The sequence below is a fragment of the Pseudomonas sp. NPDC078700 genome (assembly GCF_044542375.1).
Lineage (GTDB): Bacteria > Pseudomonadota > Gammaproteobacteria > Pseudomonadales > Pseudomonadaceae > Aquipseudomonas.
In genome coordinates this window covers 223,294-249,331 of sequence record NZ_JBITUI010000006.1, presented here as the reverse complement: position 1 = coordinate 249,331, position 26,038 = coordinate 223,294, and the positions used below count along the sequence as shown (strand labels likewise).

The 26,038-nt window shown below is 53.3% G+C and carries 25 protein-coding genes; 9 read left to right on the top strand and 16 right to left on the bottom strand.

Features of this window, described 5'->3' with window-relative positions:
- Positions 1-42: 42 nt before the first annotated feature.
- Genes ampC through ACIGCM_RS19955 form a run of 4 tightly spaced genes read right to left on the bottom strand, consistent with a single transcriptional unit; the run spans position 43 to position 2,177 of the window.
- Positions 43-1,188 (bottom strand): class C beta-lactamase, encoded by a 1,146-nt coding sequence (ampC, locus tag ACIGCM_RS19970; protein WP_397503792.1) that lies wholly within the window; start codon positions 1,186-1,188, stop codon positions 43-45.
- A gap of 19 nt (positions 1,189-1,207) precedes the next feature.
- Positions 1,208-1,429, bottom strand: coding sequence for a hypothetical protein (locus ACIGCM_RS19965; protein ID WP_397503825.1), 222 nt, complete (start codon positions 1,427-1,429; stop codon positions 1,208-1,210).
- A gap of 52 nt (positions 1,430-1,481) precedes the next feature.
- Entirely contained in the window at positions 1,482-1,859 is a 378-nt protein-coding gene (locus ACIGCM_RS19960) for a Rho termination factor N-terminal domain-containing protein (RefSeq protein WP_397503791.1), read from the bottom strand.
- 45 nt (positions 1,860-1,904) lie between these two features.
- Complete coding sequence (locus tag ACIGCM_RS19955) at positions 1,905-2,177, bottom strand: hypothetical protein (protein WP_397503790.1); 273 nt, start codon at positions 2,175-2,177, stop codon at positions 1,905-1,907.
- A 301-nt stretch (positions 2,178-2,478) separates the two neighbouring features.
- On the opposite strand from ACIGCM_RS19955, the gene ACIGCM_RS19950 reads away from it, so the two are divergent.
- A complete protein-coding gene (locus ACIGCM_RS19950; protein WP_397503789.1) occupies positions 2,479-2,874 on the top strand; it encodes a lysozyme inhibitor LprI family protein in 396 nt (131 codons plus the stop codon).
- A 44-nt stretch (positions 2,875-2,918) separates the two neighbouring features.
- Here ACIGCM_RS19950 and ACIGCM_RS19945 read toward each other — a convergent pair whose 3' ends face one another.
- Genes ACIGCM_RS19945 through ACIGCM_RS19935 form a run of 3 tightly spaced genes read right to left on the bottom strand, consistent with a single transcriptional unit; the run spans position 2,919 to position 6,489 of the window.
- A complete protein-coding gene (locus ACIGCM_RS19945; RefSeq protein ID WP_397503788.1) occupies positions 2,919-3,632 on the bottom strand; it encodes a sulfite exporter TauE/SafE family protein in 714 nt (237 codons plus the stop codon).
- Positions 3,633-3,655: 23 nt separating this feature from the next.
- Positions 3,656-5,053, bottom strand: a complete 1,398-nt coding sequence (locus ACIGCM_RS19940; protein WP_397503787.1) for an amidohydrolase family protein — start codon at positions 5,051-5,053, stop codon at positions 3,656-3,658.
- On the bottom strand, positions 5,050-6,489 hold the full coding sequence (locus ACIGCM_RS19935) for a uracil-xanthine permease family protein (RefSeq protein WP_397503786.1): 1,440 nt from the start codon (positions 6,487-6,489) through the stop codon (positions 5,050-5,052). The genes ACIGCM_RS19940 and ACIGCM_RS19935 overlap by 4 nt, the downstream gene beginning before the upstream one ends.
- Before the next feature lie 172 nt (positions 6,490-6,661).
- On the opposite strand from ACIGCM_RS19935, the gene ACIGCM_RS19930 reads away from it, so the two are divergent.
- On the top strand, positions 6,662-7,684 hold the full coding sequence (locus ACIGCM_RS19930; protein ID WP_397503785.1) for a substrate-binding domain-containing protein: 1,023 nt from the start codon (positions 6,662-6,664) through the stop codon (positions 7,682-7,684).
- A 430-nt stretch (positions 7,685-8,114) separates the two neighbouring features.
- Here the strand turns inward: ACIGCM_RS19930 and ACIGCM_RS19925 are convergent, their stop codons facing one another.
- Positions 8,115-8,435: a DUF2892 domain-containing protein gene (locus ACIGCM_RS19925; RefSeq protein WP_397503784.1), complete on the bottom strand. Its 321-nt coding sequence runs from the start codon at positions 8,433-8,435 to the stop codon at positions 8,115-8,117.
- Positions 8,436-8,461: 26 nt separating this feature from the next.
- Positions 8,462-8,935 (bottom strand): hemerythrin domain-containing protein, encoded by a 474-nt coding sequence (locus tag ACIGCM_RS19920; protein ID WP_397503783.1) that lies wholly within the window; start codon positions 8,933-8,935, stop codon positions 8,462-8,464.
- A 227-nt stretch (positions 8,936-9,162) separates the two neighbouring features.
- Between ACIGCM_RS19920 and ACIGCM_RS19915 the strand changes: the two genes are divergently transcribed.
- Entirely contained in the window at positions 9,163-9,615 is a 453-nt protein-coding gene (locus ACIGCM_RS19915; protein ID WP_397503782.1) for a PA2169 family four-helix-bundle protein, read from the top strand.
- A gap of 200 nt (positions 9,616-9,815) precedes the next feature.
- On the opposite strand, the gene ACIGCM_RS19910 is transcribed toward ACIGCM_RS19915, so the two are convergent.
- Both ACIGCM_RS19910 and ACIGCM_RS19905 read right to left on the bottom strand, forming a co-directional pair.
- On the bottom strand, positions 9,816-10,145 hold the full coding sequence (locus tag ACIGCM_RS19910) for a DUF3509 domain-containing protein (RefSeq protein WP_397503781.1): 330 nt from the start codon (positions 10,143-10,145) through the stop codon (positions 9,816-9,818).
- A 248-nt stretch (positions 10,146-10,393) separates the two neighbouring features.
- Positions 10,394-11,092 carry an extensin family protein gene (locus ACIGCM_RS19905; protein WP_397503824.1) on the bottom strand — a complete coding sequence of 233 codons (699 nt, stop codon included), beginning with the start codon at positions 11,090-11,092 and terminating at the stop codon, positions 10,394-10,396.
- A gap of 521 nt (positions 11,093-11,613) precedes the next feature.
- On the opposite strand from ACIGCM_RS19905, the gene ACIGCM_RS19900 reads away from it, so the two are divergent.
- The 6 genes from ACIGCM_RS19900 to ACIGCM_RS19875 all read left to right on the top strand — a co-directional run bounded on the left by ACIGCM_RS19900 (position 11,614) and on the right by ACIGCM_RS19875 (position 20,202).
- A complete protein-coding gene (locus tag ACIGCM_RS19900; RefSeq protein ID WP_397503780.1) occupies positions 11,614-12,951 on the top strand; it encodes a lysine N(6)-hydroxylase/L-ornithine N(5)-oxygenase family protein in 1,338 nt (445 codons plus the stop codon).
- Entirely contained in the window at positions 12,951-14,162 is a 1,212-nt protein-coding gene (locus tag ACIGCM_RS19895; protein WP_397503778.1) for an MFS transporter, read from the top strand. The genes ACIGCM_RS19900 and ACIGCM_RS19895 overlap by 1 nt, the downstream gene beginning before the upstream one ends.
- Positions 14,152-14,769, top strand: coding sequence for a GNAT family N-acetyltransferase (locus ACIGCM_RS19890; protein ID WP_397503777.1), 618 nt, complete (start codon positions 14,152-14,154; stop codon positions 14,767-14,769). The genes ACIGCM_RS19895 and ACIGCM_RS19890 overlap by 11 nt, the downstream gene beginning before the upstream one ends.
- A gap of 8 nt (positions 14,770-14,777) precedes the next feature.
- Positions 14,778-16,640: an IucA/IucC family protein gene (locus ACIGCM_RS19885; RefSeq protein WP_397503776.1), complete on the top strand. Its 1,863-nt coding sequence runs from the start codon at positions 14,778-14,780 to the stop codon at positions 16,638-16,640.
- Positions 16,641-16,751: 111 nt separating this feature from the next.
- Positions 16,752-17,936: an aromatic ring-hydroxylating dioxygenase subunit alpha gene (locus ACIGCM_RS19880; RefSeq protein ID WP_397503775.1), complete on the top strand. Its 1,185-nt coding sequence runs from the start codon at positions 16,752-16,754 to the stop codon at positions 17,934-17,936.
- 76 nt (positions 17,937-18,012) lie between these two features.
- Complete coding sequence (locus ACIGCM_RS19875; protein WP_397503773.1) at positions 18,013-20,202, top strand: TonB-dependent siderophore receptor; 2,190 nt, start codon at positions 18,013-18,015, stop codon at positions 20,200-20,202.
- Between the two features lie 59 nt (positions 20,203-20,261).
- On the opposite strand, the gene ACIGCM_RS19870 is transcribed toward ACIGCM_RS19875, so the two are convergent.
- The 5 genes from ACIGCM_RS19870 to ACIGCM_RS19850 all read right to left on the bottom strand — a co-directional run bounded on the left by ACIGCM_RS19870 (position 20,262) and on the right by ACIGCM_RS19850 (position 25,940).
- Positions 20,262-21,137, bottom strand: coding sequence for an iron-siderophore ABC transporter substrate-binding protein (locus tag ACIGCM_RS19870; protein ID WP_397503772.1), 876 nt, complete (start codon positions 21,135-21,137; stop codon positions 20,262-20,264).
- The gene (fhuB, locus tag ACIGCM_RS19865) at positions 21,137-23,146 is read right to left on the bottom strand and encodes a Fe(3+)-hydroxamate ABC transporter permease FhuB (RefSeq protein WP_397503771.1); all 2,010 of its coding nucleotides are present in this window, start codon (positions 23,144-23,146) and stop codon (positions 21,137-21,139) included. The genes ACIGCM_RS19870 and fhuB overlap by 1 nt, the downstream gene beginning before the upstream one ends.
- Position 23,147: 1 nt before the next feature.
- Positions 23,148-23,915, bottom strand: a complete 768-nt coding sequence (locus ACIGCM_RS19860) for an ABC transporter ATP-binding protein (protein ID WP_397503770.1) — start codon at positions 23,913-23,915, stop codon at positions 23,148-23,150.
- Complete coding sequence (locus tag ACIGCM_RS19855; protein WP_397503769.1) at positions 23,909-24,697, bottom strand: siderophore ferric iron reductase; 789 nt, start codon at positions 24,695-24,697, stop codon at positions 23,909-23,911. Before ACIGCM_RS19855 ends, ACIGCM_RS19860 begins: the two co-directional genes overlap by 7 nt.
- Before the next feature lie 220 nt (positions 24,698-24,917).
- Positions 24,918-25,940 (bottom strand): NAD-dependent epimerase/dehydratase family protein, encoded by a 1,023-nt coding sequence (locus ACIGCM_RS19850; RefSeq protein WP_397503767.1) that lies wholly within the window; start codon positions 25,938-25,940, stop codon positions 24,918-24,920.
- Positions 25,941-26,038: the final 98 nt, after the last annotated feature.

Sequence of the window (26,038 nt, the reverse complement as noted above, 5' to 3'; positions counted from 1 at the left end):
TTGGGCGTAGAGGCAGGCAGATACCGTGAAGGCAAAGCGCGCCTACATCGCCCCAAGGTCAGAGAGAATGCGGTATGCAGCCTGGACACGTGCATCGTTGGGGTAGTTCTTGTTGGCCAGCATTATCAGCGCCGTCTGCTTACCGGGCAGCATGACAACATAGCCTGCGAAACCATTTGTAGAACCGGTCTTGTTTATCCAGACATCATTGCGAGGCTTCTGACTGGGTTTGATCGCATCAGCCGGGTTGGGCTTGAGGATCATGTCATAGCCGTTACCCGCCAATAGCCTATCCACTGAAACTGGCAGGGCATACTGTTCCCAAATCATGTCCTGCGTCATTTGGCCAACTTGATAACGACCTTCTCGGGTCGCGTTCAAGGCCGCTTTAAACTTGTTTTCGATATCCAGTAAGCCCAGATTGGCCTGAGCAAAATATGCCAAGTCCCCAGCAGTTGTCTTGATGCCATAGGCCTCGTCGTCGAGTACGCCGGGCGCAACACGAATCGGCTTGCCTTGCTTGTCCTCACCCATGGCGTAATGGGCCTGCTGAGACTGGGGAACGGCATACCATGTATGGGTCATGCCCAGTGGTTTCAGTACGTTTTGCTGCATCGCAGTCACGAAGTCCTCACCCAAGCTTGCAGCGGTTTCGAGGCCAAGCAAGCCGATGCTTAAATTGGAGTAGGTGCGCACCTTGCCAATTGGAGCGGTTGGCTGCCATTGGCGATACCAGGCCATAAGCTGTTGGCGATTGGTGACTTCATCGGGTACGAAAAGTGGCAGGCCGCCAGAGGTGTGAGTCGCAAGATTGGCCCCGGTAATGGCGTCGAAGGCGCTGTTTTTAAGTTCTGGCAGGTACTGAGTGACAGCAGCATCAAGCTCAAGCTTTCCGTGTTGGACGGCAACCGATGCCAGGGTTACGGTAAAGGTTTTGCTAAGTGAGCCAATTTCAAACAGGGTTTGATCATTGACCGCTGTTCTCAGCTTGCGATCGGCAACGCCATAATTCAACACAGCAGTGCCCTGCGGACGAACAATGGCGACCGACATGCCGGGTATTTTCTGTTGTTGCATCAATGAGCTGATGACAGGGTCAATCACCGCTTTTACATCGTTCTTCTGCGCTAGTACCGCATTGGAGTTAGCCAGCAATCCTAGCATCACGCCAGCCATCAACAATTTCATTCGTGTTCCCATAAACAGATTATTGGTCGAGTTCGGCACGTGCTTCTGCGCGATTTTTTGCCAATCCGCGGATATTCATTAAGAACAGACATAGCTGCAAAACAATCAGGGCCCATGCATGGGCGTGCCACCCCCATACGGCCCATAAAATATTGCTCAGTATAAAACTGTAAAAGCCAAATATTCTTCTTTTGGGGCTAAGCGAGCCAATCAACCAAGCTGCCAATACTGTCATGACCATAGCAGGCCACTGAAGTAGATCGATTAGGTCCAAGGTTAACGCCTCATACTTGCTAGGAGTGCTTGCGCAGGGCTTCTAATAGCTGCGCCTTACGCATGGTTGAGCGGCCGCTGATGTTACGTTTTCGGGCGAGGTCCATTAATTGGTCTTTCGTCAGTTCATCGAAGGTTTGTCCAGGCCGAAGTTTTCCTTCACGTGATTTTGCAGCGGTTTGAGCTGATGATTGGCGCGCCTTTTTTTTGGCCGCAGCACTTGTACTCGCGCCTGAACCGCCTGCTTTATTACCACCCCCTGACTGCTTGTTTACAGTGGCCCAAGCACGGGCTTTGGCTTCAGTTTCACTTACGCCTTGGTCTTCGTACGTGGTCTCGATGTGCTCAGCTTTGCGCTTTTGCTTATCGGTGTATTTAGCTTTGCTTCCACGCGGCATAGTTACCTCCTGGCGCTGCGCTGAACCTAGGTTTCAGGCACAGTTTTAATCAAGCTCAGCGTCAGTGTCGTTTGATTCGCTAGGTTGCTTCGTCTGGTCATTGTCAGTTTCACCGTCATTATTATCGGTGTTCTGATCCTGATCTTTGATCTGCGGTTTAATCAGTGTTGGAGGCGTCTGACTTTGCGCGCCTGGCTCAGGTGTTTGAACTTTGTCTTGGCTGTCAGGCTTATCAGAGGTGGCTGCACCAGCGGACGCGCTCGCGAGCAAGGTCAGTGAAAAAAGTGCTGAACAAATGCATTTAATCGGGCTGTTCATTTTGTACTCCTTTTTATGGATGCAGGCTTTTGGCATCCATAAATGTAGAGCGGGTGTGCGCCCCAAGAGTTCAAGTTGTCTGGCGGTATGCACTGATGATTAGCACGTTTGCATAGGCAGTGAGTTGGGCTGCTAATAGGCGTAAATTCGAGACGGTGAAGGCTACTGCGGCAGAGCAGGGAAGGGCTAAACCAATCATGGGTAATTCGAGCCTAAGGTGGCCAGGCTCGGGTTTACTCATAATCGATTACACTGCCTGCAACAACCATTAATACCCGTGGCGAATTACAGAGGCTGACCCATGTTCCGAGTAGCCGCATTTATCTTCACATGCGCTTTATCATCCCAAAATGTTTTCGCCCAGGAAGCTGATTGCGCCAATGCTCAGGATCAAGCCTCATTGAATATCTGTGCGCAACAGTCATACCGAGCCTCCGATGCCGCACTGAATAAATCTTACGCAGCCCTCAGCCAAAAGGTCAGTAAAGAGGGGCTTGCCAAGTTGAAAACAGCCCAGCGCGCATGGATCAATTACCGGGATGCTCAATGTGAGTTCGAGTCCTACGGAACCGCCGATGGCAGTGTGCACCCAATGATTGTGTCCGCCTGCCTGGATCAGCTCACGCAAGCGCAGACAGAGCGTCTGAACTTGCAATTAAATTGCGTTGAAGGCGATTTGTCGTGTGGCAATCAATAACGCAGTCGTTGCGAGTGCATCGGCTAGTTCGCAACGACTTTGCCTTACTGCAGCACTAAAAGTGATCCGGAAACGAAAGCAAATATCAGTACAAATCGACGTAAGCGACTCTCGTTAAGAAGGTGACGTGCCCAGTGGCTTGCGAACACACCTATCGCCAAGGGAAAACATAGAACCAGAACCGGTGAAATCTGCTCTGTATGCAAATGCCCGCCTAAGGTGAGCACCACAAGCGAGATCAACTCACCCACCAAAAAGCACAGAGCCACAGAGCCCCGTAATGTGGCAACCGAGGCATGCTGGTAAACCAGTGCCAGTGGCGGCCCACCAACACCTGTGGCCGTTTCGGTAATCCCTGTTATGACGCCAGTTGAAATCAACGCTCGCCGTCCAGGGATGAAAGAAGGTGCCATCCAGGTGACGAGGCACGCTGCAATGGTTGATAAGCCAATAAGCAAATTCAATTGCGAGAGCGGCAACCAGAACAGTATCCAAACACCACCGAAGGTACCCGCAAAACGGCCTAAGGTGATCCATGAGCTGCCCCTGAAGTCGATAGCATTACGCTCTCGCCATGCAATCACAGCATTTAACGGCAACATCAGTATTAGCAGGCTTATTGGCAATGACTCGGGAGCCAGCAAGCCCATGACTGGCGCAACAATGAGGGCGAAGCCCATGCCCGTTGTACCTTGGATAAGGCCACCAGCGGCAACGGCGAAAGCAATGATATACAGTGGGTCAACTGGCAAGTTCATGGTGTTCTCAATAACGATTTGAATTAGGCCACCGTCGGAAACGGATGGACTTTATGCACGGGAGCTTGGTTTACGACGTCTCTGGCCAGCGCATCAACCTGACGCATTAATTCACGGGCATCCCAGTCAGTTGGCCAGCCATGCCATAGACGCACCTTGCCTTGCACGACAACGGCTTGAATCTGATCCCGATTAGCCAACCGCACCAGATCCCAGGTCAGGTTCCATGATGGCAGTAGTTCAGGTACAGCCAGGTCTACCAGCAGAAAATCGGCAGCCAAGCCTTTAGCAATTCGCCCGGTCACTTTGCCTAGCCCCAACACATCTGCAGCGGTCTGTGTGCCCATGTTCAGCCATAGTTCTCCACTTCCACATACGGAGTCTCCGACGGGCAAACCATGGGCAAAGCGCTGTGCGGACTCGGCGGCGTCCAGCAAGCGAAAGGCGTCGCCGCGAGTGCCATCGGTCCCTAAACCCAAGGGAACTCCGAGGCAGTGCATCAAATGTGCTTGCGCAACAGCATTGCCTTTCCATGCACTGGCTACAGGGTTGTAACTAACGGAGGCACCACTATCACGTAATAAGCAGAGCTCTTCTGGCGTCAGGAGGGTTGCGTGAGCAAGCAATGCATGGGGACCAAGCGCGCCGGCTCGGTGCAAATGCTCTAATGGCCTGACGCCGTAACGCTCCAGGGAACGTTCGACAGCAACGAGGTGTTCATTGACATGGCTCTGGAATACACGTCCTGCCTCGTGGCAAAGCTGATACACAGCCCGCAAGGTACTGTCAGTCGCAATTTCCGGGATAGGAATGGCCAAGGACGGCGTGATCAACGGATCGTTGTCCCAGTCTGACAAATGCTTATCCGCCACCATCAGGATGCGACTTGCATCAAGCACCTGCTCACCCTGCAGGTCGTTGCAAGTCTTCGCAAGCACGCAGCGCATGCCGACTTCATGAACGGCCTTGGCAATGGCTTCAACCCCTTCCTGAGAACGAGTGCCCGCATCACAAACAGTCGTGAATCCACCACGCAGTGACTCGAAGGCTGCCAGCTTGCTGGTCAAATACAGCAGCTCTGCATCAAGCGAGCCTTCAAGGGGAATCCATATACGCCGAAAGATCTCTGAGGGTTCACCGAACACCAGGCCTTTGCCAAAGCTCTGGCTAAGGTGGTGGTGAGTATCGATAAACCCGGGCATGAGCAGCATGTTTTCAAGCCGCTGGATCTGATGAGCGGGATATCGACTTTTCAACATCGCCAGGGGGCCTACATCCGCGAACACACCGTCTACCACAAGTACGGCCTGGCCACGGCGCGGCCCCTCGGGAAGCAACAACCAGTCGGGCGCTAACAGCTGATCTGCGGCGACAAGTTGTTCAGGAGAGTAGGGGGACAGGGAGGAGATTTTACTGTTCATAAAGAAGCCTTAGTCGCTAGTTTTGCCTTGTCATCAACTGATGCGTGCGGGTGGCCAATGCAATGGAATAAAAAATTCATGACAGCAGCGGTTAGTGCGCCCATCGCCACGCCATTACCCAGCAAACCAGAAAGACCGTTGGGAAAGTGGCTGTAGACGCCGGGGACAAGTATGGGTAGCAACCCGACGGCCATGGCCGTCGACACAACGTACATGTTGCCGTGATTTCGTAGGTCGACTTTGCGCAACATGTCGATGCCCATGGTTCCCACAATCGCGAAGACAATCAGGCTGGTTCCACCGACAACGGCTTCAGGCACGCCCTCAATCAAACGGGCCAAAGGGGCCAGCAATGCGAACAAAAGCAAGAGCAAACCAGAGACCGCCGTCACATACCGGGAGCGAACCTGGGTCGCACGAATAACGCCGATGTTTTCTCCACTGGTAATGATTAACGAAGTCCCCATGAATCCCCCAAGAATTGACGCCAAAGCATCACCTCGAATGGTGCGAACAACGTCCCGATTTACATCAAGGGGTTTGTCTACAGCTTCACGGATAGCCACCGTCTGACCGGTAGCCTCAACCATCGAAACAAGGCAAAAAAGCATCAATGGAATTGAGGCGAATAGGTCGAACTCAGGCATGCCAAATGGCAGTACGGTGGGCAGGCTCAATAAAGGAAACAGGCTTAATTGAGAGCTATCAAAAACCCCGAGTACGACGGACAGTAAACTGCCGCCCAACAGCCCAAACAATATTGATAATTGGCCGAGTGTTCCCCGCAACAAGCGCGAACAGAGCACAGTGATAACGATGGTAGAAAAGGCCAGAAGTAGATGTTGAGGTGCAGCAAAATTGACACTGTCTGGTCGGCCGACAATCAACTCACCCGAAAGCTTTATCAGGTTGACTGAAACCAGCAGCAGCATCGTTCCAACCACCACCGAAGGAAAAAACCGCAGTAATCTGCGAAAAATGGGTAAGACGAGAAAATAGAAAACACCGGTCAAAATGACCGCGCCCGATGCAACGGCCACCCCGTTTTGCTGGGCAATCAATATGAACAACATAATAGGTGCTCCACCCGGGAGCATGATGAAGGGTAAGCGAGCACCACAGCCGCGCCAGCCTAACGACTGTAGGAGAGAGCCCAGCCCGCAGACCATGAAGGTTGCGCTCAAAAGCTGAAGCGTTAATTCACTGGAGAAACCTAGCGCTGTAGCCATCAGGAAGACTGACGCGATGGGTGACGCAGCCATAACTAGCACGTGCTGGGTGCCAAACATCAGTAACTGTCGCCATGGCAGGCGCTCATTAACAGGAGAAAAGACGTGTTTATCGTTGTCCGGCATACCCACCTCTACGTTGAGCCAATAATGGCGGCTCATGGAATTATTGTTATTCAGGTCTAGACGTAGTGTTGCGATGATCATGTAGATAAGTTCTTTACCAAATCGATTTAAATGTTACCCCAAATCGATTTGGGCAGAATGTATTCCTGTAATGATTAGCTGTCAACAAGATGCGCATCGCACACCCGACTGATAGCTGATACCCTTCAGGCAGCGTATAACTCTGCGCACCGCAAACAGAGCTTCCATTTCTATGCCCAACAGCATCTCTCGTCGCCCAACCATTGCTGATGTAGCCAGCGAAGCAGGGGTCTCACGCACTACGGTGTCCCATGCGCTCAACGACCGTGGCCAAGTCGATCCCGCCACCAGAAGCCTGGTTAAAGAAGTCGCAGGACGCCTTGGCTACAGCCCCAATCTACGCGCCCAACGCTTGCGTACCGGTCAAGCCAGCGCCATAGCCTTGATATCCTCGATGCCATTTGCCGTCGCTGGTGGGGCATCGAAGTTAGGTTTCTTGATGGAGATCGCTGCCACTGCGATGGAAGCAGCATTGCGCCGCGGAGTGGCTTTGGTGTTGGTTCCGCCCCTGGACGAAGCTCAAGCACTGCTGGATACACTGGATATCGACGGTGCAGTGATCATCGAGCCGATCGCAAACGACCCACACATCGCCAGCCTGCGTAAAAGGGGAGTGAAGCTAGTCTCCATTGGCCGCCAGCCTGAGGCTGATGCCACCTTGCCCTACATCAACATGCACGGCACAGAGGCTGGAAAGCTCTTGTTAGAGCATTTGCACGAACAAGGTGCTCGTAAAATTGGCTTAGTGATAGGGGCGCAATCCCGGCACTCATACTTGGATATGGAACAGGCATACCGGACCTATTGCACAGCCAATAAGCTCGATCCAGCCATCGTCCGAGCCGATGAAGCCGGTGGTGAATCAGCCGGAGCTGAAGCCTGCATCCAACTGTTAGAGCAATACCCTGGAATTGATGGCCTGTGCATACCCGTTGATGCATTTGCAATTGGAGCCGTCAAAGCCCTGTCTGCGAGAGGAATCAAGGTTCCGCAAGATGTAAAAGTAGCGACTCGGTATGACGGTTTGCGCGCGCGTGAATGCACGCCACCTTTGACAGCCTTGGATATGCACCTTGAAGATGTTGCAGCACAGGCAATTGAACTGCTTTTTGAGCAAATCAACGGTACAGGGCAACGTCAATGCATCGATGCGCCATTCGCCACGCTTGTGGCTCGTGAATCCAGTCGTAAGTAGCCTATGGCAGGATTGAGGCGCCGCACAAATTACCAACTGAATGTTTACAGTGCTGATAAAACTCGATGACGTCGATCTAACCGGCAGTAACTATTGTGCGAGACGTTAACGAACGACATAGGGTGCTGTTGTCGATAAAGCAGTGAGCGCAAGATAAAAAAGTGTTGAGCCTGGCTGGTACCGCTTAATACCTAACTTCGCATAATGTATATTATGTTAAATTGGATGTTATGTGTGTAAGGCTCATCAGGCGCTGATTCCACAATCCCGTTTCAGACCTCCGCTCTCTGAATTGGCCAAGTCTTTTCAAATGCAGGCACTGTGCAAATAACCCTAACGCAACTAACTTGCCTGCGATCCTAGCTTCCAAACTTTCGGCCCTTGTGGCAAAAGCCGAGACCGCGAATCGCAACTCAATCAAACAGAGCGATCACGGTTTGGCTGCAGGCTTCTCTGCTGCTGGTAAGGCCCGGGATCTTGTGCGGGCAACTTCTGCTTCGAGTTTCGTCAGCAATAAGCGCATTTCCGCGACTCGTCCGCGCAGGTACTGTAGCTCAGCTGCGGGATCGCAGCTCATGCCTTTGAGCACGCAGTGGCCGCTCAGGCCGCGCTGTAGGATAGCCGCACCGCCTAGCGCTTTAAGCACACCAGCGGCCCCACCTTGATGGACACCACGTGCAACCGTAAAGAGGCCTGCAGCAACTGAAACGGCCCGCTCTAAGCCGTTAACGTTTTGATAGAGTTCGGCCATGGTATTTGCTCCTAAGTCGGATTCGTTTACGCAGCTTTGCCGCTTGCAGCTTCCTTTTTAAGCTCAGCGCGCAACGCCTGCATGGCGGAGCCCAGTTCATTTAAAACCTTTGCACTGAGCAGTTTTTTTGCTTGAGGAAACAGCTCGTCTTCCTCTTCCTCGATGTGATGTTCAAGTAACTCTTTGAGCACCTTGGTACGACCGGAAAAGGTTATTTTCGAAGGGTCCGTAGCTTTGAGATCGGGCAGCACCAGGTCTTCGACAGCGCGATGTTCTTCGCGAGCTTCAGCATCCATTGTGGCCTCTTCTTTACCTCCGGCGGCCTTGTAGGCGGGGTAAAAAATCTTCTCTTCGAGCTGAGTATGGATCAATAGCTCGTGCTCGATTTTACTCAACAGCTCTTCACGGGTTTTCACTCCCCGCTCAGTGGTGCTCTCTAGTTGAGTTAATAGTTTTTTCACCTTCTCATGATCGGCTTTTAGTAACGCTATCGCGTTCATCTTTCACTCCTGACTTTTTATGATGGCCTCACAAATCGGGGGCTTGTAAAAATGAGAGTGAGCGGACATCAAAATGGTTCTACTTTTTTCCAAGGCAAAGGGTGAACCTTTGCTTCCTGCTAAAGCGACTGAGATAAACCTTGAACGATTTATGCAAATGCCACGTCGGAATTTAAGAGTGACATTGTGTGCACTCTGATATTTCCAACCTAAATGGAGCGTGGCAAATGGATAATTCTGAGCAAACCATTAAGACGTTGAACGATTTGATTGAGACCAGCAAAGACGGAGAAGCTGGTTTCAAGGCCTGTGCCGATGATGTTAAGCGTGCAGACTTGAAACAGATCTTCTCAGCCCGCTCCCTGGAGTGTGGACAAGCTGCTGCAGAGCTACAGGCTCTAGTGCTGCAGCTAGGTGGAGATCCTGAAGATAGCACTAGCCTGGGCGGCGATATTCACCGTCGCTGGGTCGATCTAAAGTCCATGGTGACTGGCAAAGATGACACGGCAATTCTAAACGAATGCGAACGTGGCGAAGATGTCGCCAAGAAGCATTACAAAGAAGCCTTGGAAGAGGATCTGCCAGTAAACATACGTGACGTTGTGTTACGCCAACAACAGGGCGTATTGCGTAATCACGACCAGATCAAGGCGCTGCGTGACGCATCGAGAGCCAACTAAGCCTACGCGATAATACAGTGACTATCCTCGACGCATTGGGTCGAGGATTCACTTGAGCATCGCGACTAGAAAGCTAAGTCCGTGTGTTGTGGATCAAGGGTCGAAACAGCGAAGCCTGCGTGCACATGACAATGGCTCGCCCGGTGTGCTGCCGCATTTTGAAGACTAAAATGTGGCGCGAGACATCTGAACTCGCGCAATTAGGCCCCAACTTTCCGGCCAGCGAACAAGGTTTTTGCGGCTGTTCGATGTATTGGATGACCGGTGTAGGTTGGCAATGTGCTTTCCAGCAACTGACTTCCTTTACCTTTCCAGGTCACCTCACCGGTGCGCAGTTTTAACTCCAGCTGAAGTTCCCGTATTAGGCTGTGCACATGAAATGGCGTGTAGATATTCAGGGGGTCAACAACCCTGCGCAGTTCGACTTTACCTTCACGCTCAAGGGTGATCAAAACCGTAGCATCCGGCCGGGCCGACAGATTGATATTGAATTCTGGAAATGCCCGGAAAATCTCTTTCATTGTTTCCATGCTGAGCCTCCTTCAGTTAGTTATCCCCCATCCGGCATGAGAGATAGCAGGAGACGTGCCAAATATTTTTATGATTGATTTATAAAGGTTATTTTTGCCGTCTATGACACCGAGCATTGCAAACTGCATGATATGTACATTCTCAGCCTGCAAACTGCACGTTCGCGCAGGCAACGACAGCTCAAGTCTGCAAGCAAATAAACGGACTTATCAGTTATGCCCTGCAACCCAACTGCCCTGCTCCCAGCTTATCGACAGACCCACCATGACCCCGCATCGAGATGAAAGTGATTGCGATGAGCTGCGTTGTAATCCGGGCTTAGTACCACATTGAACGACTCACAGGCACTGTCACGGGCAAGGCGCAGAAAGCGTGCATCATCGCCCTCCTCAGCCCACCCCTTGAGCACGCTGATGTTTCGACCGTCGGCTAAGCGAAAACCGGCGATATCCAAGGCGTTGGCGCTAGCATGTTGGCTAAGCGCTCCACTCTTGCGGTTGTAAACATTACGACAGGCAAAGCTACCGAGATGATCGATGCGGGTCACTCGCTGTCCATAGACCTGCTGGGCTGCGGGTTGCAACCCATGGCGTTCAAATAACGCAAAAGCGACTGCAAGTGGGCAGCTTGCCAGGAAACTACTGCTTAACCCAATCTCGCCGCCTTGGATGCGCAAAACGTTGTGTAACGGGCACTGGGTGTCCGCAGCGGTGTCTTTCTGAGCAACTGCACGCAAGCTAGAACGGTTCAGTACTTGCTCACACAGCTGTGGGTCATCGCGTAATTGCATCAGTTTGAAGCGAGTCAGCCAATTGGGTTTATCGCGAATATCCAACGGAGCCCACGGATTCCAGGCACTCGACAGTGGAATCAACCCTCGCCAGACACCGAGCGCTAATGCACTAATCAGCAATAACAGCAGCAACATCACCTTCAAAACCCGCACCTCAACGCCTGATTGAATACGGCAGTTTGCGCTCATGTGAGCGGTTCTTACTGCCATGCAACAGTGACTAAACCGGTGCTACGTTCTCAGCGCCCGTCATCAGTATTGAAAGCACTGAAACGCCAAGACATCAATATTTAGCAGATGCCAATAGTATTCAAGATGCGACAGCTCGGCGTATCAGCCGAGCGCAGCTTCTCCTCTAATGACCTCTTCCGGTTACGCGCTTACTCAGGCACTGAAACCATGATGGCCCTGGTTTTATGCACCCCGCTCCTGCCACCTTAAGAACCCTAGGCTAATTAATTTGTTCACCGCTGTTACGGCTACGATCAAATATGCGAGCAATATATTTATCCGCTGCTAGTCCCCCTTAGGCCCCGGCAATCGGAGGCTAGAAGCAGGTGCGTTAAATTATTACAAACCACTTAATGAGAATACATAGCATTAGCATTTGACAATCAATGCTAATGGCCGTAGTTTTTTTTGGCACTTCAAACAGGATTCTGAGGGGCCAAATAGTGAACGATGCACAGGTCTACGACTTTATAGCAATTGGACTGGGGCCCTTCAATCTGGGGCTTGCGTGCCTATCGGCTCCACTTAAAGACGTCAATTGCCTGTTTCTGGAAAAGAAGCATGAGTTCAGCTGGCACGCAGGAATGCTGCTTGACGGTACAACCCTGCAAAACCCGTTTCTTGCTGACATGGTGTCGATGGCGGACCCGTCCAACCCGCTTTCTTACCTCAACTACTGCAAGCAACAAGGCCGCCTTTACACCTACTACATTCGCGAAAACTGGTACCTCTCCCGCACTGAATTCGACCGCTACTGCAAATGGGCTGCAAGCCAGCTCGAAAGCGTGCGTTTTCAGCATGAAGTACAGGAGATATGGCATGACCCCCAGCTATCAGGTTACGTCGTATCCGGTGTCTTCGGCCCGGATAAAATTGCCTTCCAACTGCGCACCCGCAAGCTGGTGATTGGAATCGGTGGTGTGCCTTATCTGCCGGCTTGCGTAGCGCAAGATGACACCACAGGCGTTGTGCATACCTCTAGCTACCTGAACAACAAAGCTCGATTGCAGAAATGCAAGAACATCACGGTGATCGGTAGCGGCCAAAGCGGTGCAGAGGTTTATCACGAACTGCTCACGGAATCGTCACAACATGGCTACACCGTTAATTGGGTAACCCGTGCCGCCCGCTTCTTTCAGATGGAAGACGCCAAGCTCACGCTCGAACTGATTACCCCTGATTACGGTGATTACTTCTACAGCCTGGATCCTGAGGTCAAGAAATACAGCTTAAAGAATCAGCGCAGCATCTATAACGGTATCAATCAGTCGCTGCTTAAGGATATCTACCAAACGCTGGACGAGCGCAGCCATCACCACCTGCCGCGTACTCAGTTGCTGACTAATCTTGCGCTTAGTCAGTGCAAACCTGTCGATGGCGGCGGTAACTGGGAATTGGTTTTCGATCATGTGCAGTTGGGCCGCCGCTATCGTCACGTGACCGATGGCCTGGTGTTCGCCACTGGCTACCGGCACCAGTTGCCACGTTTCATTGATGGCATTCGTGAGCGAATACGCTGGGACGACCAAGGTCGCTATGCGCCGTCAAGTGACTGGGCGGTTGACCATGAAAATACCGAGATCTTTGTCCAGAACGTAGGTTTGCACAGCCACGGGTTAACCGGTCCTGATCTGGGATTGGCTTGTTATCGCAACAGCCGACTGCTGCACAAGCTGACCGGCATCGACTTTTACCCCTGCGAACAGCGTACCGCCTTTCAGGATTTTGTTCCGCGCGCCAACAGCGGATTTGAAGCACTCGAAACCCGGGGCGCAATTTAATGACGTTACGCACCACTATTCTGATCATGTCAGCGTTCGGCGTGATCAGCGACTCCATACTCATCGCTTTTTATCCGCAATTCTTCGAAGATCGTTACGGCATTACCAGCCCGGTGCACGTCGGTGCCTACATCGCTGCCATTTCCATTGCCGTCATGTGCATGTTGCCAGTATGGGCGCGCGTAGCGCGGCACATCGAAACCATGCAACTGCTGGTGTTCACCCAGGCGGCCGCTGCAATGTTTTGCGTGCTTGCCATCTGGGCACCGAACGTCACCACTTACTGGCTGCTGACCATGCTCATGTTTATGACCAAGGCCAGCTATCTATTGATGTTCCCCTACCTGATGCGGCTAGAAAAGCCTGAGAACCACAGCGTTACCATTGGCCTGTTGTCGGTCGTGGTTCACATCGGTGCGATCTTTGGTGCTGCCGTTGGCGGATTGGCGCTGCAGCACTTCGGTCCAAAATTCAGTGTGGGGTTGATGGCCGCCGGTGATTTTATTCAGATGGGGCTGTGCATCTATCTGATTCGCGCTGGCAAGGTGGTCAACGTACTGACCCAGGAAGAAAAGGATCGAAAAGCGCCACCTTTTCGACGGGCACCGGGGTCGCTTGCGCTTCTGCTCAAGTTGAGCCTGCTGATGTTGCTGTTCGACTTCAGCGCCTACTTGGTTCGGCCATTTTTTACTGTGTTCTGGGAAGAAACCACAGGGCTAAACAACCAGACGCTTACGGGGGTGATTTTCGCCATTCCCGGCATCATCGCGTTGCTCGCGCTGATGATCAAACATTATGTCAAGCAACCCCCTCGGTATCTGGATCACACCCTTGGCAACTTACTGCTTGGCACCCTAGGTCTGTTGCTTCAAGCCAGTCCGTCAATGGTTTTGATCATTATTGGCCGCTGCATGTATGGCTGGGCCATGTATCAAGTGATCGTGAAACTCGAAGTCACGCTCTTCAAAATCAGCACCCCGGACGCCTATGCCCGGGACTTCAGCATCACCAACTTTTTCCAGAACCTCGGCGTGCTGCTGTCGTCCTTTGGCGCCGGTTACGTCGTCAGCCTCGTTGGGATCCCCATGACGTTCGTGATCGCTGCTGGCGGCATGTTGCTCACCGCAGCGATTGATCGCTGGTCATTCGGGCTGGATCACCGCCATGCCGGTGCAGATAAAGAAAAAGGAGAGCTTTGCCATGCCACTTGAACAGTTGCAAGCCAAACCGATGCCGATCAATCCAGCATCTGCCCTGCCCTCGGTGCCTTACGCGAATCGGTCGGTGTTAAATCCGTCACTGAGTTTGCGCCCGATGCAGATGCAGGGCGATATCGAAGTCATACACCCCTGGTACCAGATGGATTACGCCCACTACTGGAACATGCAGGACATGACCCTTGAAGCGACGCGTGACTTCTACCTCAGCGCGGCTTCAAACGGAAACTTCAAGGCCTACATGGGCCTGCACCATGACCAACCGGCTTTTGTCATGGAGTGTTATGACCCCGCTTCTGATGAGGTCGGACAGCACTATGACGTACAAGCCGGTGATATCGGCATGCACTTCTTCACCGGCCCTTGCGCGCAACCGGTCGCCAATTTCACGCGGGACATCTTGCGTGTGGTCATGGCCTTTCTCTTCGATGAACTAAATGCCCGTCGCGTCGTGGTGGAGCCTGACCTGCGCAATAGCAAGGTTCATCGCCTCAATCAAATGGTCGGCTTCGTTAGCCATGCCGTCATCGAACTACCCAGCAAGAAGGCACAACTGGCTTTTTGTACCCCAGCAGACTTCGCCAACTCACTGAAAGGATGATTTCACCGATGACTTCCACTCCATTGCATCAGCCAGGCACTGCCGTCGCTCACCTGAACCCGAACGTCTGGAGCAAGGTAAACCGTTTGTTGGTGCGAAAAGCTATTGCTGAGTATGCCCATGAACAGGTGTTCACCCCGACCTTATTGGGCGATACGGACCGCGAGGGTTGGTCGAGCTATGAACTGACCGCCGATACTGAGCAATGTGTTTACCGCTTTAAAGCGCGGCAAATGGCCTTGCGCCACTGGCATATTGATCCCGTCAGCATTGTGCGCCTAGTGAAGGGCCAAGCAGAGCAATCGCTCGACGCGCTGGCCTTTATCAATGATTTCAAACACACCTTGGCTATTCCGGCCGACAAATTGCCGGTGTACCTAGATGAGATCAGCAGCACCCTGTATGGCGCCGCTTACAAACACAGCCGCAACTATATGACCAGCGCGCAACTGGCCGACGCCGAGTATCAGGACTTTGAGACAGGTATGACAGAAGGCCATCCCGGGTTCGTCGCCAACAACGGTCGCCTGGGTTTCAATGCCTTGGACTACAGCGCTTATGCGCCAGAAACCGGCTCCCAATTCGCTATTATCTGGCTGGCGGTACACACCGACAATGCCCACTTCGCAGCCGTTCCGGGTCTGGATCACGATAGCTTAATGCGCCAAGAACTCGGCAGCTCCACTGTCGATCAGTATCGCCAACAGCTGGTTGATCGTGGGCTGGCTGCTGAAGACTATGTGTTTATGCCGGCCCATCCTTGGCAGTGGCTAAACAAGTTAAGCATCATGTTTGCGGCCGACATTGCTAATGAAAAAATCGTTGCGCTGGGCAGCAGTGACGACGACTACGTTGCGCAACAATCAGTGCGCACCTATTTCAATGCATCCAACCCCAGCAAGTGTTACGTCAAAACCTCGTTGTCAGTGCTTAACATGGGCTTCATGCGCGGTTTGTCTCCTTACTACATGGCAGGTACGCCAGCGATAAACGCCTTCCTTGACGAACTGATCTCCAGTGACCCGGTCTTGCATGACCATGGTTTCAGCATCCTTCGTGAAGTTGCGTCAGTTGGCTACCGCAACCGTTACTACGAGGCTGCCCAGGAAGCGGACAGTCCTTACAAAAAAATGCTTTCTGCCCTGTGGCGTGAAAGCCCGATGAGTCGCGTGAAGCCCGGAGAGCGATTGATGACCATGGCGGGCCTGCTGCACGTCGACCCGCAGGGGGCGGCTTTGCTCCCAGAGCTGATGCGCCGCTCGGGGTTGCAGCCGGTGGAGTGGATGCGTCAGTACCTGTCGGCCTTTTTGCAGCCGCTGATTCATTGCTTCTACGCTCACCACCTGGTGTTCATGCCCCACGGTGAAAACCTGATACTGGTACTGAAGGATCACGTGCCAGTGCGCGCAATAATGAAAGACATCGCTGAAGAGTCCGCCATTCTCGATAAAGACGCCAAGATGCCTAAGGGCCTTGAACGCCTGGCCGTGGATGTCCCTGAGGAATACAAGATTCTCGGAATTTTCATTGATGTATTTGATGGCGTGTTCCGCCACATGAGCCAGATTCTCGAAGATAACGGTTGCATGAGCGAAGACACCTACTGGCGCACCGTTGCCGAATCAGTCATCGACTATCAAGCAGCGCACCCTGAGTTGCAGCATCGCTTTGATCGTTATGATTTTTTCGCCCCAACGTTCCTGCACTCTTGCCTGAACCGCCTCCAGCTCAAGAACAACCTGCAAATGGTTGATCTGGCCAACCCGGCAGGCAGTTTGATCATGGCCGACCCACTGGATAATCCAGTCGCGCCGTTTGCGCCTGCACGGGGCAAGAAAACGCAGGCGAGCCAGGCCGCTCTGAGCGTTTAAAGCGCTTACCTGTATCAGGCGTCGATGCATTTGACCGCGACTGGTTAAGTGCATCCTGCCCGCGCCTGTACGCCGTATCGACTCCGAGAATTCAGCGCAAGGAGCAATAGAATGTTCAGCCCCAGCCGTATGGCTAACATCGAAGTGGATCGATCTAACCCCTTGGCAGAGAGCCCGCAGCTGCCAATTCACACCTATTGCGATCCCGAAATTTATAAGCAGGAACAGGCGCTGATATTTCAGAAGAGCGCTCGATATATCGGTCACGAAAAGATGGTGCCCAACATCGGCGACTGGTATGCCCTGCCCCATGATGACCATTCGCGGATTCTGGTTCGTAGCGAAAGCGGTATCGAATTACTGTCCAACGTATGCCGTCACCGGCAAGCCCTGATGCTCGGGGATTTCAGCCCTGAAGCGCCAGATTCAACAATCCATCGGGGCAATCTTAAAGCCACAGGCGGCAAAATAATGTGCCCGCTGCATGCATGGTCCTATGACACCAGCGGTTTGATTGTAGGCGCGCCAAAATTTCCCGACCGGCCATGCCGAAACCTACCGCGGTATCCGATTACCAATATTGGTGGCTTCCTGTTTGAAGGCCCGCGGGACCCTGCCGAAGACATTGGCGCGCTCTTCGACCGCCCTGAAATGAGCTTCGACAATTACGCCTTGGACCACGTCGAGATGCACCCGTGCAAGTGCAACTGGAAGACATTCCTCGAAATTTACAACGACGACTATCACATCGCGACCTTCCACCCGGGCTTGCGTAAATACGTTCGTAGCGAGGGATTGAGCTGGAATTATGGTGACTGGTACAGCCTGCAGCGAATCAACGTGAACCCCAATCTGGAGCGTGCAGGCACGGACACCTACAAAGCATGGCATCAGGGATTGATGGCCCACTGCGGCGGCGTATCCCCCGATTTCGGTGCCATCTGGGCGAGCTACTACCCCACTCACATGATCGAAGTCTTTCCCCATGCGCTGGTGTTGTCGACTGTTTACCCACGAGGCGTGCATGACTCAGTCAACGTCATCGAATTCTATTACCCCAACGAACTCCTTGAGACAAACCGCGAACTGGTTGAGTCCCACCGTGCGGCCTATATGGAAACCGCCATTGAGGACGACGAGATTGCCGAGCGCACAGATGCAGGTCGACGTGCCTTGTATAAGCGAGGCGTCGACGACAGCGGCCCTTATCAGATCCCCCTAGAAGAAGGCATGCAGCACTTCCACGGCTGGTATCGCTCGGTAATGGGCCGGGCGATTCATGCACGTTCAACCTAAAAAAATGGTTCAGAAGCGCGTTAGCAAGCGCTCTACAACCAACACTTAACTCCAACTAACAAGCAGACGTATTACGATGAGAAAAACAAACAGTCACTCAATCAGGGCCACTTCCAGTTCCTGCACCCTGGCCGTTGCATTGAGTCTCGTGCCCTCTACATTGATATTCCCGTCCTCAGTGTTTGCCGCTGAGATTGAAAAACCGTCCACTGAGGCACTGGACTTGGGCGCCGTCGAGGTGGTTGGTGAACAGGCTGAAGTTCCGAGTGTTACCGAACAAAGCGACTCCTACACGATCGGCTCAACCAGCACGGCTACGCGCCTCGATCTGTCGCCAAGGGAAACGCCGCAAACCACTACAACAGTGACCCGTCAGCAGCTCGAAGACTTTAAACTGAACAGTGCAAATGACGCGCTTCAGGCGGGTGGGGTCAATGTACAGCGCGTCGAAACTGATCGAACTTACTATTCTGTCCGTGGCTTTGATGTGAACAACTTCCAGCTTGATGGCATCGGTTTGCCATTTAGCTCTGAAGAACAGATGGGCGATATCGACACCTTTCTCTACGACCATATCGAAGTCCTCAAAGGGGCCAACGGACTGACGTCCAACCCCGGCAACCCAGCGGCCACAATCAACTTCGTGCGCAAACGCCCCACGCGTGACTTCCAGGCTCAGGGTTCGTTTGGCTACGGTTCTTGGCAAAACCGGCGTGGCGAATTCGATGTTTCGGGCCCGCTTAACGAATCGGGCAGCGTGCGCGGGCGCGCCATCGCAGTGGGTCAGGAAGGCAACTCCTATCTGGACCGCTACTCGACGAGTAAGAACGTATTCGCCGGCGTGCTGGAGGCTGATCTGACCGACAGCAGCACCGCAACCATCGGTTATTCAGAACAGCGCAACCGCCCTGATGGCATCATGTGGAGTGCGCTGACGCTCTATAACACCGACGGTTCAAAAGTGGACTACAGCCGTTCCCATAACACCGCACCGAGCTGGAGCTACTGGGACACCAATGACAAGCAGACCTTCGCCGACCTGACCACCGATTGGGGCGGCGGCTGGCAGTCCAAAGCCACGGTCAACTACCGCGAGACTACATCTGACGCGGCAATGCTCATGGCCGGTGGCGTGCCCGACGCGCAGACCGGTTTGGGCCTGACAACCTATGCCTCGAAGTTTGACCGCAGTGAACGTCAGATACTTGGCGATGCCTACCTGAAAGGTCCGTTCGACCTGTTTGGTCGTACCCATGAAGTGGTGGTGGGTGCAAATTGGTCGAAGGACACGACCCACTGGACTTCGCGCGATGACGCAGCAGGGATCCCGTTGCCACCCGTCTGGGAGTACGACGGCGATTTCCCTAAGCCAGCATTTGCCAATGTCACCAGTTTCAGTGACTACACCACCTACCGCCGGGGCTATTATGGTGCTGCTCACCTCAACGTGACCGACAAGCTAAAACTCATCACCGGGGCCAACTTCACCAAACTCGAAAGCAGTGGCGAGCGCGTGGGTGAAGCCAATGATTACAGCGAGTCAAAAGTGACGCCTTACTACGGTGCCATTTACGACTTCACCCCGAATTATTCCGGCTACCTGAGTTACACCGAAATATTCAGTCCGCAAAATCAGATCGATGCGTCATCAGCCGTTCTCGACCCTATCGAGGGCAATAGCATTGAAGGCGGCATCAAGGGCGAATGGTTCAACAAACGCCTGAATGCAAGCGCATCGCTGTTTCGTACCAAACAGGACAACACAGCCGAATACGGCGGTTTTGATACCAGCAAAGGTGTGTCTTTCTACAATTCAGTCGACACAATTTCTGAGGGCTATGAGCTGACGGTGTCCGGTGAGGTTCTGCCCGGCTGGGAAATAAACTCGGGTCTGACGCATATCTTCTCGCTGAAGGACGACGACGGTAATGCTACACGCACCTACATTCCCAAAAACTTCGTTTACCTGAGCACGTCCTACAAAGTCCCTCAAGTTAGAGGTTTGAAAGTGGGTGGTAGCATGAATTGGCAAAGCGACATTTTCCGCGAACAGGGTACGTCAACAACCGGCGATACCATTGTCAGCCGTCAGGGGTCCTATGCCGTGTTCAATACCATGACCAGTTACGACATCGACGAAAATTGGAATGTGGCCCTCAACGTCAACAACCTGCTTGATCGCAAATACCTGACCAGCTTGTATTGGGCGCAGTCTTACTATGCGCCATCACGCAACGCCATGCTGACCCTGAGTGTTAAGTACTGATAGCAACTTCCCTGGGCAGCACAACGGCTGCCCAGGGATTTTTAATGCAAGCCTACAGACTATTTTGCTGGCAGCGTCAGCAAGGCATCGGTGAAGGCTGCAGCCAGGTTTTCTACGCAAAATATCCCGCCATGGGTCCATGTCGAGCGCATTTCAGCAACATGACCTTTACGTACAAAAGGCATGCCTTGCCACAGCTGTGTTTCGAACAACCTGTGCTTCTGGGCGAATGGCAGATACAACACCACCCCATCATCAATGGCAGCCAACTCGGTAATGCCCAGCTGAACATTGCCCCAACGGCTAGTCGGTACCTGATACGCGGGTTCTACCCCAAGCAGTTGCATCGCATGTTCTGGCATCGAGTTGGGGCCCATGATTTTGACGACAGCGGTGGACGTAAAAAGCACCATCGAAACCTTGGGTAATACCGCGCCGAAGTGCTGATGAAGTCGCTGGCGCATGTCCGCCAGATGTTCATCCATGGCATTGAGTTGAGCATTTGCCAGTGGCGCTTTACCAAGGCGCTTGGCCAGGTCAAGAAAGTTTCGGCGCTGCAAAATCTGGTTGTCCTGGGTTTGGGTAAAGTCTCCGTAGGACACCACCGGAGCGATAAGCTCCAATAGTGGACGAATGTCCTCAAGCAATGGGGTAATCAGAATCAGGTCTGGCTTCAATTGCGCCAACAACTCCAGATTAGGCTCAGTGCGCGTACCCGCGTTGGGTACGGAATCAGGTAACCGGGGATGCACCACCCAAGTCCGATAGTCCTTGGCATCGGCCACCGCAACCGGGGTGATGTTTAGCTTAAGCAAGTGCTCGACCATCTCCCAGCTCAACGCGACCACCCGTGGTGTGTCACTCGCTCTGGTCGGCAGAGAAACCAGCAACAGCGCTAAGCAGAGCGTTCGCAGCAGTAACTTGGTAACCATCATCACAACCGTTGCCTCACCAATAGTGCGACGAAGGCAACGCCACAGACCACCGATGCAACTATCCCTAATGGCAATTGCAGCGGGAAAATTAATACACGTCCCATCCAATCGGCTGCCAGCATCAGTTGTGCACCCAGTAACGCAGACAACAGCACTTGTGGCGTTACACGCCGCGCGCCGAGCATGGCGGCCATGTGGGGGGCTAGCAAACCGACAAATGCCACAGGCCCTACTAGGCTGGTGACCAAAGCGCACAGCAGCGCGGCCAGAATCAGCAATGCCTTACGCGCCATCGGCACATCCAGCCCCCGGCTCAACCCCACCTTGTCACCAATTGAGATCAATGTCAGGGCCCGGCAAAACACCAGGCTCACACAGATGAGCAGCAGAACGCCAACGCTTAGCACAACCGCTTGAACACCCGAAACTCGGTAGGTTGAGCCCGCCAACCAGCCCAAAAGCGCCAGGGAATCTGCAGAGCCTTTGGACAAGCCTAATTGCAACGCCGTAGTGAGAAGCGCGCTCAAAGAAATGCCGACCAGCACTAACACGGACGGTGAATATTGATGACGTCTACCCATCACCAATAACATCCCTAATACCGAAAGGCTGCCAACAAACGCGGCCAGCGGTGCCTTTATCCAAAAATATGAACTGCCAAAGATCATCAATGTGGCCATTACCGCCAGCGCAGCGCCTGCGCTGATCCCCAGAATATCAGGGCTTGCCAGCGGGTTGCGCAGCAGGCGTTGTAGCAGCACGCCGGCAACTGCCAACCCGCTCCCTGCGGTGATAGCGGTTAATGTGCGCGGCCAGCGTAGCGACCAAATCAATGATGAAGGCCAGTCGAATGTCCAACCACTCAGGTTGCGATTGATACCGATGCTGAGCACGACCAACGCGCAAATCGTGACCGGCAGCAACCAGCAGGTAATACGCGAGATTCGCAGCGCGCCCTCTGGCAGTACCAGTGCCTGTTGATCCTTGCCAGCCAGTTGGCGTCGGGTCAGCCATAGCAACGCGGGCGCACCGATCAGGGCGGCGGTGGCACCACTAGGAATCAAGTCAAATAGCCATTGATTAAGCAGCAGCGCCAACCCATCGCTCAGTAACAACAAGAGCATCCCCAGCAGCGTGCTGTAGATCAGTTCATCTAACGCGGTGCGAGCGCCGCAAAGTCTGGCAACGTTGGGGGCGATCAGGCCGATAAAACCGATTAAACCCACCGCCGTGATTGATACCGATGTCAGCCAGATGGACGCAGCAAACAGAGCAAGCATCATTGGCCATAAGCTCAACCCCCGGGCCTGAGCACCCTGGCTGCCCAGTTGCATAAGGGTTAAAACCCGCGGCGCTAGAGCAAGGATCAACAGGCCAACCAGCAGCCGCGGCCATAGCCAGTTGACCCAGAGCCAGTCAATTTGGCCAAGATCCCCTGCTCCCCACACAAACAGGCCGCGGGTTTGCTGAAAGTCGATCAGCAAAATCCCCGCTGCCAATGCGCCCAGTAGTATGTTCAGTGCCATACCAGCCAGAACCACCGGCAACCCGGCGATACCGTTTCGCCCTGCAATCAATACAACCAGCCCAACCGCCCCCAGCGCGCCACCTAATGCTGCCCACTCGCCATGCTCAGCCGCGAAAGCCGGGCTAAGTGACGTCGCACAAATCAAACCGAGCCAGGCACCCGAAGACGTACCCAAGGTCATTGGCGATACCAGACGGTTTTGCGTCAGTTGCTGCAATACGCTGCCGGAAAGCCCCATCGCAGCCCCCACCAGCAACGCCATGGCCATGCGCGGTAAAACCGAAAGTTGGAATTGTATCGAGTCAAAATCAACGCTGGAGTACTCCAACAGCAATTGCCCTTGCTGTTGGAACGTAAGGGGCGTGGTCAGACTTGGGTACAGAACAATAGTCGCCAGCAAGACCAACAGTGTCAGCAGATAACGCCGAGCCGTGTTGTCCGCAGGACGAGCTAAGCTGGCCAATGTGCTGCTTACGTCCATATCAACGTACAACAGCGATGGGGTGTGCCTTGCCTGGCTGGTTGATCAAGTCGATGTCGATATCGTAAAGCTCACTGAGCAGCGAACTATTCAATAACTGCGCCGCAGTGCCGTCGAAAAATACCTTGCCCTTCTTTAACGCAATAACGCGGTCGGCGTAGCGCGTGGTGAGGTTGACATCATGCAGAATGGCAACAATCCCCAGGTTTGTATCGCGCTTCAATGATCCTAGCAACGCCATCAGCTCATACTGATGCGCGAGGTCCAAAGCGGAAGTCGGCTCGTCCAGTAACACCAGTGGCGACTGTTGAGCGAGCAGCATGGCTATCCATGCCCGCTGGCGCTCCCCACCGGATAAGCTGTCGACTAAGTGATCCGCATACTGGGCGATGTCAGTCTGCTCCAGAGCACGATCAACGATACTGTGATCCTCAGCCTGTAAGCGTCCCAAAAGTCCGCGCCAAGGGAAGCGCCCGAGCCGAACCAGTTCACGTACTGTAAGCCCGGCGACTGTCGGCAGGCTCTGCGGTAAGAACGCAATTCGCTGTGCAAACTCACGTTGTCGATAACGCGCCAAAGGCTTGCCCAGCAACGCTATATGCCCAGTATCTGGTGTGATTTGACGGGCAATAAGGTTGAGCAACGTGGATTTCCCAGAGCCATTGTGCCCCAGAATAATGGTGAACTGGTCCGGGGCGATGTGAAGCTGGTCGAGCTCCAGAATCACGCGATTCTCACGCGTTACCTCAATGTTTTGCAAACTCAGCATTCAAGACTGAACGCTTCACGCAGTCGACAAAGACGCTCCTCCTTTTTCAGTTTTGGACAAGTGTTGCAATATTCGCCTTCAGTTCGACGAAAATACTGGCAGCAAACCTTGCGCTCCAAGGCCAGACGCTCACGCCCGTCATCAAGCCTGACAGGAATCAAAGAGCTGCCGGCAGAGAATTCAAGCGCTTCCATCCACTGCCCTTCGAGCTCATAAAGCTGGTCGTTTGCCAATGATTGATGACGCTGGGCCATCAACAACGCAGCACGTGTACAGTCAGCGGCCAAGAGACGGCCCTGTTTGGGATGAATGGCCGATACGCTGTTGAACTCGCCTAACTGCTGCTCGATGAGCAGCAGCAATTCATCGCTGGCATAGCGGATTAGGTCTTTGGCTGCACCTTTACGCGGGCAGTGTTCAGGCAGACAAAAACCCCCTACAACACCTTCGCTGACTGATTGCCCCATCTTTGCCAAACAAGGCGCACTGCGCGCAAGTTGCACTGCCAGAATGCTTAGGTAAATAGGCTGCCAGATCAGCAACGACCAACTGTGTGAGTTCCAGTAATGATGACCGGCCCCAGGTTGGGCCTGTTCCCAGTAAGTACACAGTGCAGCAATACGCACTGTGTTCTCGGCACTGCCACAACTGAGCTGGTCACGCTTTGCATGGCCTATGCGGCCCTGCAAGTTCGGAAGCGCCTGTGTGGCGGTATGGATAAGTGAAGCAAGATTATTGCTTTCATAGCGCATTTTGATCGAACCCGGTAACCCACGGAACACGAGAGCTTTCTTTCAAAGTGGGTTTGGATTTAATCAAACAAATGAGAATTGTTCAAATTAGCATTTGCATCTATTTCTTACTGTCTCGACTTGTTGCATTAAGGCCAGCCAGCAGTCATGCGGGATAAGTTGCCTGACTGCGGCGTTTCGACGCCCTCTTCAACTTCTCAGGTTCTCAACGCGCTATCGCGCCGAATAGCTCACCAACTCTTCACTGCAATCAAGTGATCTGTCCGCTCGCACGCAGCCACTCTTCGGAACGGCGCAACCCTTCTGTCAGTGACACCTTCGGCTGATAGCCGAGCATGCGTTGCGCCTTGGCAATGGAGATGTCGCCAGTACGTGAAAACATGTACATGGTATCTGGTGTGATTTCGCTGTTTATCTTCAAGAGTTGATTAACTCTCCAAACAAACTGGGTCAACGCGACTGCCAAAAACAATGGCAATCTGAGCGGAGCACCGCTTCGCCCTCCCCAGCGCCAGTGATTGGAGAAAAACGTCATGCAAGTCGTAGGGCTGGCGCTGCTCAGGTGGAAAATATGTCCACGTGCTTGATCCAACCCCGCCGCCAGCATGATGCCGTCAAGCAGATCATCAATGTAAACGGGGGTGAAAATGCCAGTGCCGCCCTTGGGTAACATCAAGATGCCCGCCTTGGCCATTTTCAGGGGCTCGATTAACCAGGCGCGCGAACCAGGGCCGTAGACATCACCGGGTCGTACAATGGTGCAATCAATTTCCCCCGCCGCATGGCTCGCCAGCACCACATGTTCGCTAGCCCCTTTGGCCACGCCGTAACGGTACTGCTCGCCGATAACCACATCGCATGTTTCATCGGCCAGTTCTGGATACTGCCAGCCCAAGGCAGCAATTGAGGAGATCTGCACGAAGCGCTCTGCTCCGCCTGCAATCGCAACATCCAGACAGTGGCGCACACCCTGAACTGAAACTTCGCGATAGCGCTGCCACCGCGCAGCCAGTGACACAACGGCAGCAGTATTGATAAACAACTCACAGCCTTTGGCATGCTCTGCCCAGTGTTGCGGCTGGGTCAGATCACCGGCAACGATGTCATGTTCTCGATCGGCACACAGATCCATCCCCCGGACTTGTGCGCCTAGCGCTTTGTAGCGGTTGAATAATGCCCTGCCAATAAAACCGTTAGCGCCTGTAATAAAAACCGACTTGGGTATCCGCGGGGTCTGGCCATCAGTGCCTAGGGGCATCTTTACATCTGTCATGAGAAATCCCTGCAATCTGCTCAAGGCAGTCGCTCAACGTGCATTTTTTAAATTGAGCAGCAGGCTAAATTGATTATGCGCGATGATGGGTTACGCCA

Bases quoted from the DNA above. Each gene is read 5' to 3' on its own strand.
- ACIGCM_RS19940 (WP_397503787.1), bottom strand. From the start codon at position 5,053: ATGAACAGTAAAATCTCCTCCCTGTCCCCCTACTCTCCTGAACAACTT.
- ACIGCM_RS19960 (WP_397503791.1), bottom strand. From the start codon at position 1,859: ATGCCGCGTGGAAGCAAAGCTAAATACACCGATAAGCAAAAGCGCAAA.
- ACIGCM_RS19850 (WP_397503767.1), bottom strand. From the start codon at position 25,940: ATGACAGATGTAAAGATGCCCCTAGGCACTGATGGCCAGACCCCGCGG.
- ACIGCM_RS19895 (WP_397503778.1), top strand. From the start codon at position 12,951: ATGACGTTACGCACCACTATTCTGATCATGTCAGCGTTCGGCGTGATC.
- fhuB (WP_397503771.1), bottom strand. From the start codon at position 23,146: ATGGACGTAAGCAGCACATTGGCCAGCTTAGCTCGTCCTGCGGACAAC.
- ACIGCM_RS19915 (WP_397503782.1), top strand. From the start codon at position 9,163: ATGGATAATTCTGAGCAAACCATTAAGACGTTGAACGATTTGATTGAG.
- ACIGCM_RS19920 (WP_397503783.1), bottom strand. From the start codon at position 8,935: ATGAACGCGATAGCGTTACTAAAAGCCGATCATGAGAAGGTGAAAAAA.
- ACIGCM_RS19935 (WP_397503786.1), bottom strand. From the start codon at position 6,489: ATGATCATCGCAACACTACGTCTAGACCTGAATAACAATAATTCCATG.
- ACIGCM_RS19880 (WP_397503775.1), top strand. From the start codon at position 16,752: ATGTTCAGCCCCAGCCGTATGGCTAACATCGAAGTGGATCGATCTAAC.
- ACIGCM_RS19965 (WP_397503825.1), bottom strand. From the start codon at position 1,429: ATGGTCATGACAGTATTGGCAGCTTGGTTGATTGGCTCGCTTAGCCCC.
- ACIGCM_RS19910 (WP_397503781.1), bottom strand. From the start codon at position 10,145: ATGGAAACAATGAAAGAGATTTTCCGGGCATTTCCAGAATTCAATATC.
- ACIGCM_RS19885 (WP_397503776.1), top strand. From the start codon at position 14,778: ATGACTTCCACTCCATTGCATCAGCCAGGCACTGCCGTCGCTCACCTG.
- ACIGCM_RS19875 (WP_397503773.1), top strand. From the start codon at position 18,013: ATGAGAAAAACAAACAGTCACTCAATCAGGGCCACTTCCAGTTCCTGC.
- ACIGCM_RS19860 (WP_397503770.1), bottom strand. From the start codon at position 23,915: ATGCTGAGTTTGCAAAACATTGAGGTAACGCGTGAGAATCGCGTGATT.
- ACIGCM_RS19890 (WP_397503777.1), top strand. From the start codon at position 14,152: ATGCCACTTGAACAGTTGCAAGCCAAACCGATGCCGATCAATCCAGCA.
- ACIGCM_RS19950 (WP_397503789.1), top strand. From the start codon at position 2,479: ATGTTCCGAGTAGCCGCATTTATCTTCACATGCGCTTTATCATCCCAA.
- ACIGCM_RS19945 (WP_397503788.1), bottom strand. From the start codon at position 3,632: ATGAACTTGCCAGTTGACCCACTGTATATCATTGCTTTCGCCGTTGCC.
- ACIGCM_RS19925 (WP_397503784.1), bottom strand. From the start codon at position 8,435: ATGGCCGAACTCTATCAAAACGTTAACGGCTTAGAGCGGGCCGTTTCA.
- ACIGCM_RS19870 (WP_397503772.1), bottom strand. From the start codon at position 21,137: ATGATGGTTACCAAGTTACTGCTGCGAACGCTCTGCTTAGCGCTGTTG.
- ACIGCM_RS19930 (WP_397503785.1), top strand. From the start codon at position 6,662: ATGCCCAACAGCATCTCTCGTCGCCCAACCATTGCTGATGTAGCCAGC.
- ampC (WP_397503792.1), bottom strand. From the start codon at position 1,188: ATGAAATTGTTGATGGCTGGCGTGATGCTAGGATTGCTGGCTAACTCC.
- ACIGCM_RS19955 (WP_397503790.1), bottom strand. From the start codon at position 2,177: ATGAACAGCCCGATTAAATGCATTTGTTCAGCACTTTTTTCACTGACC.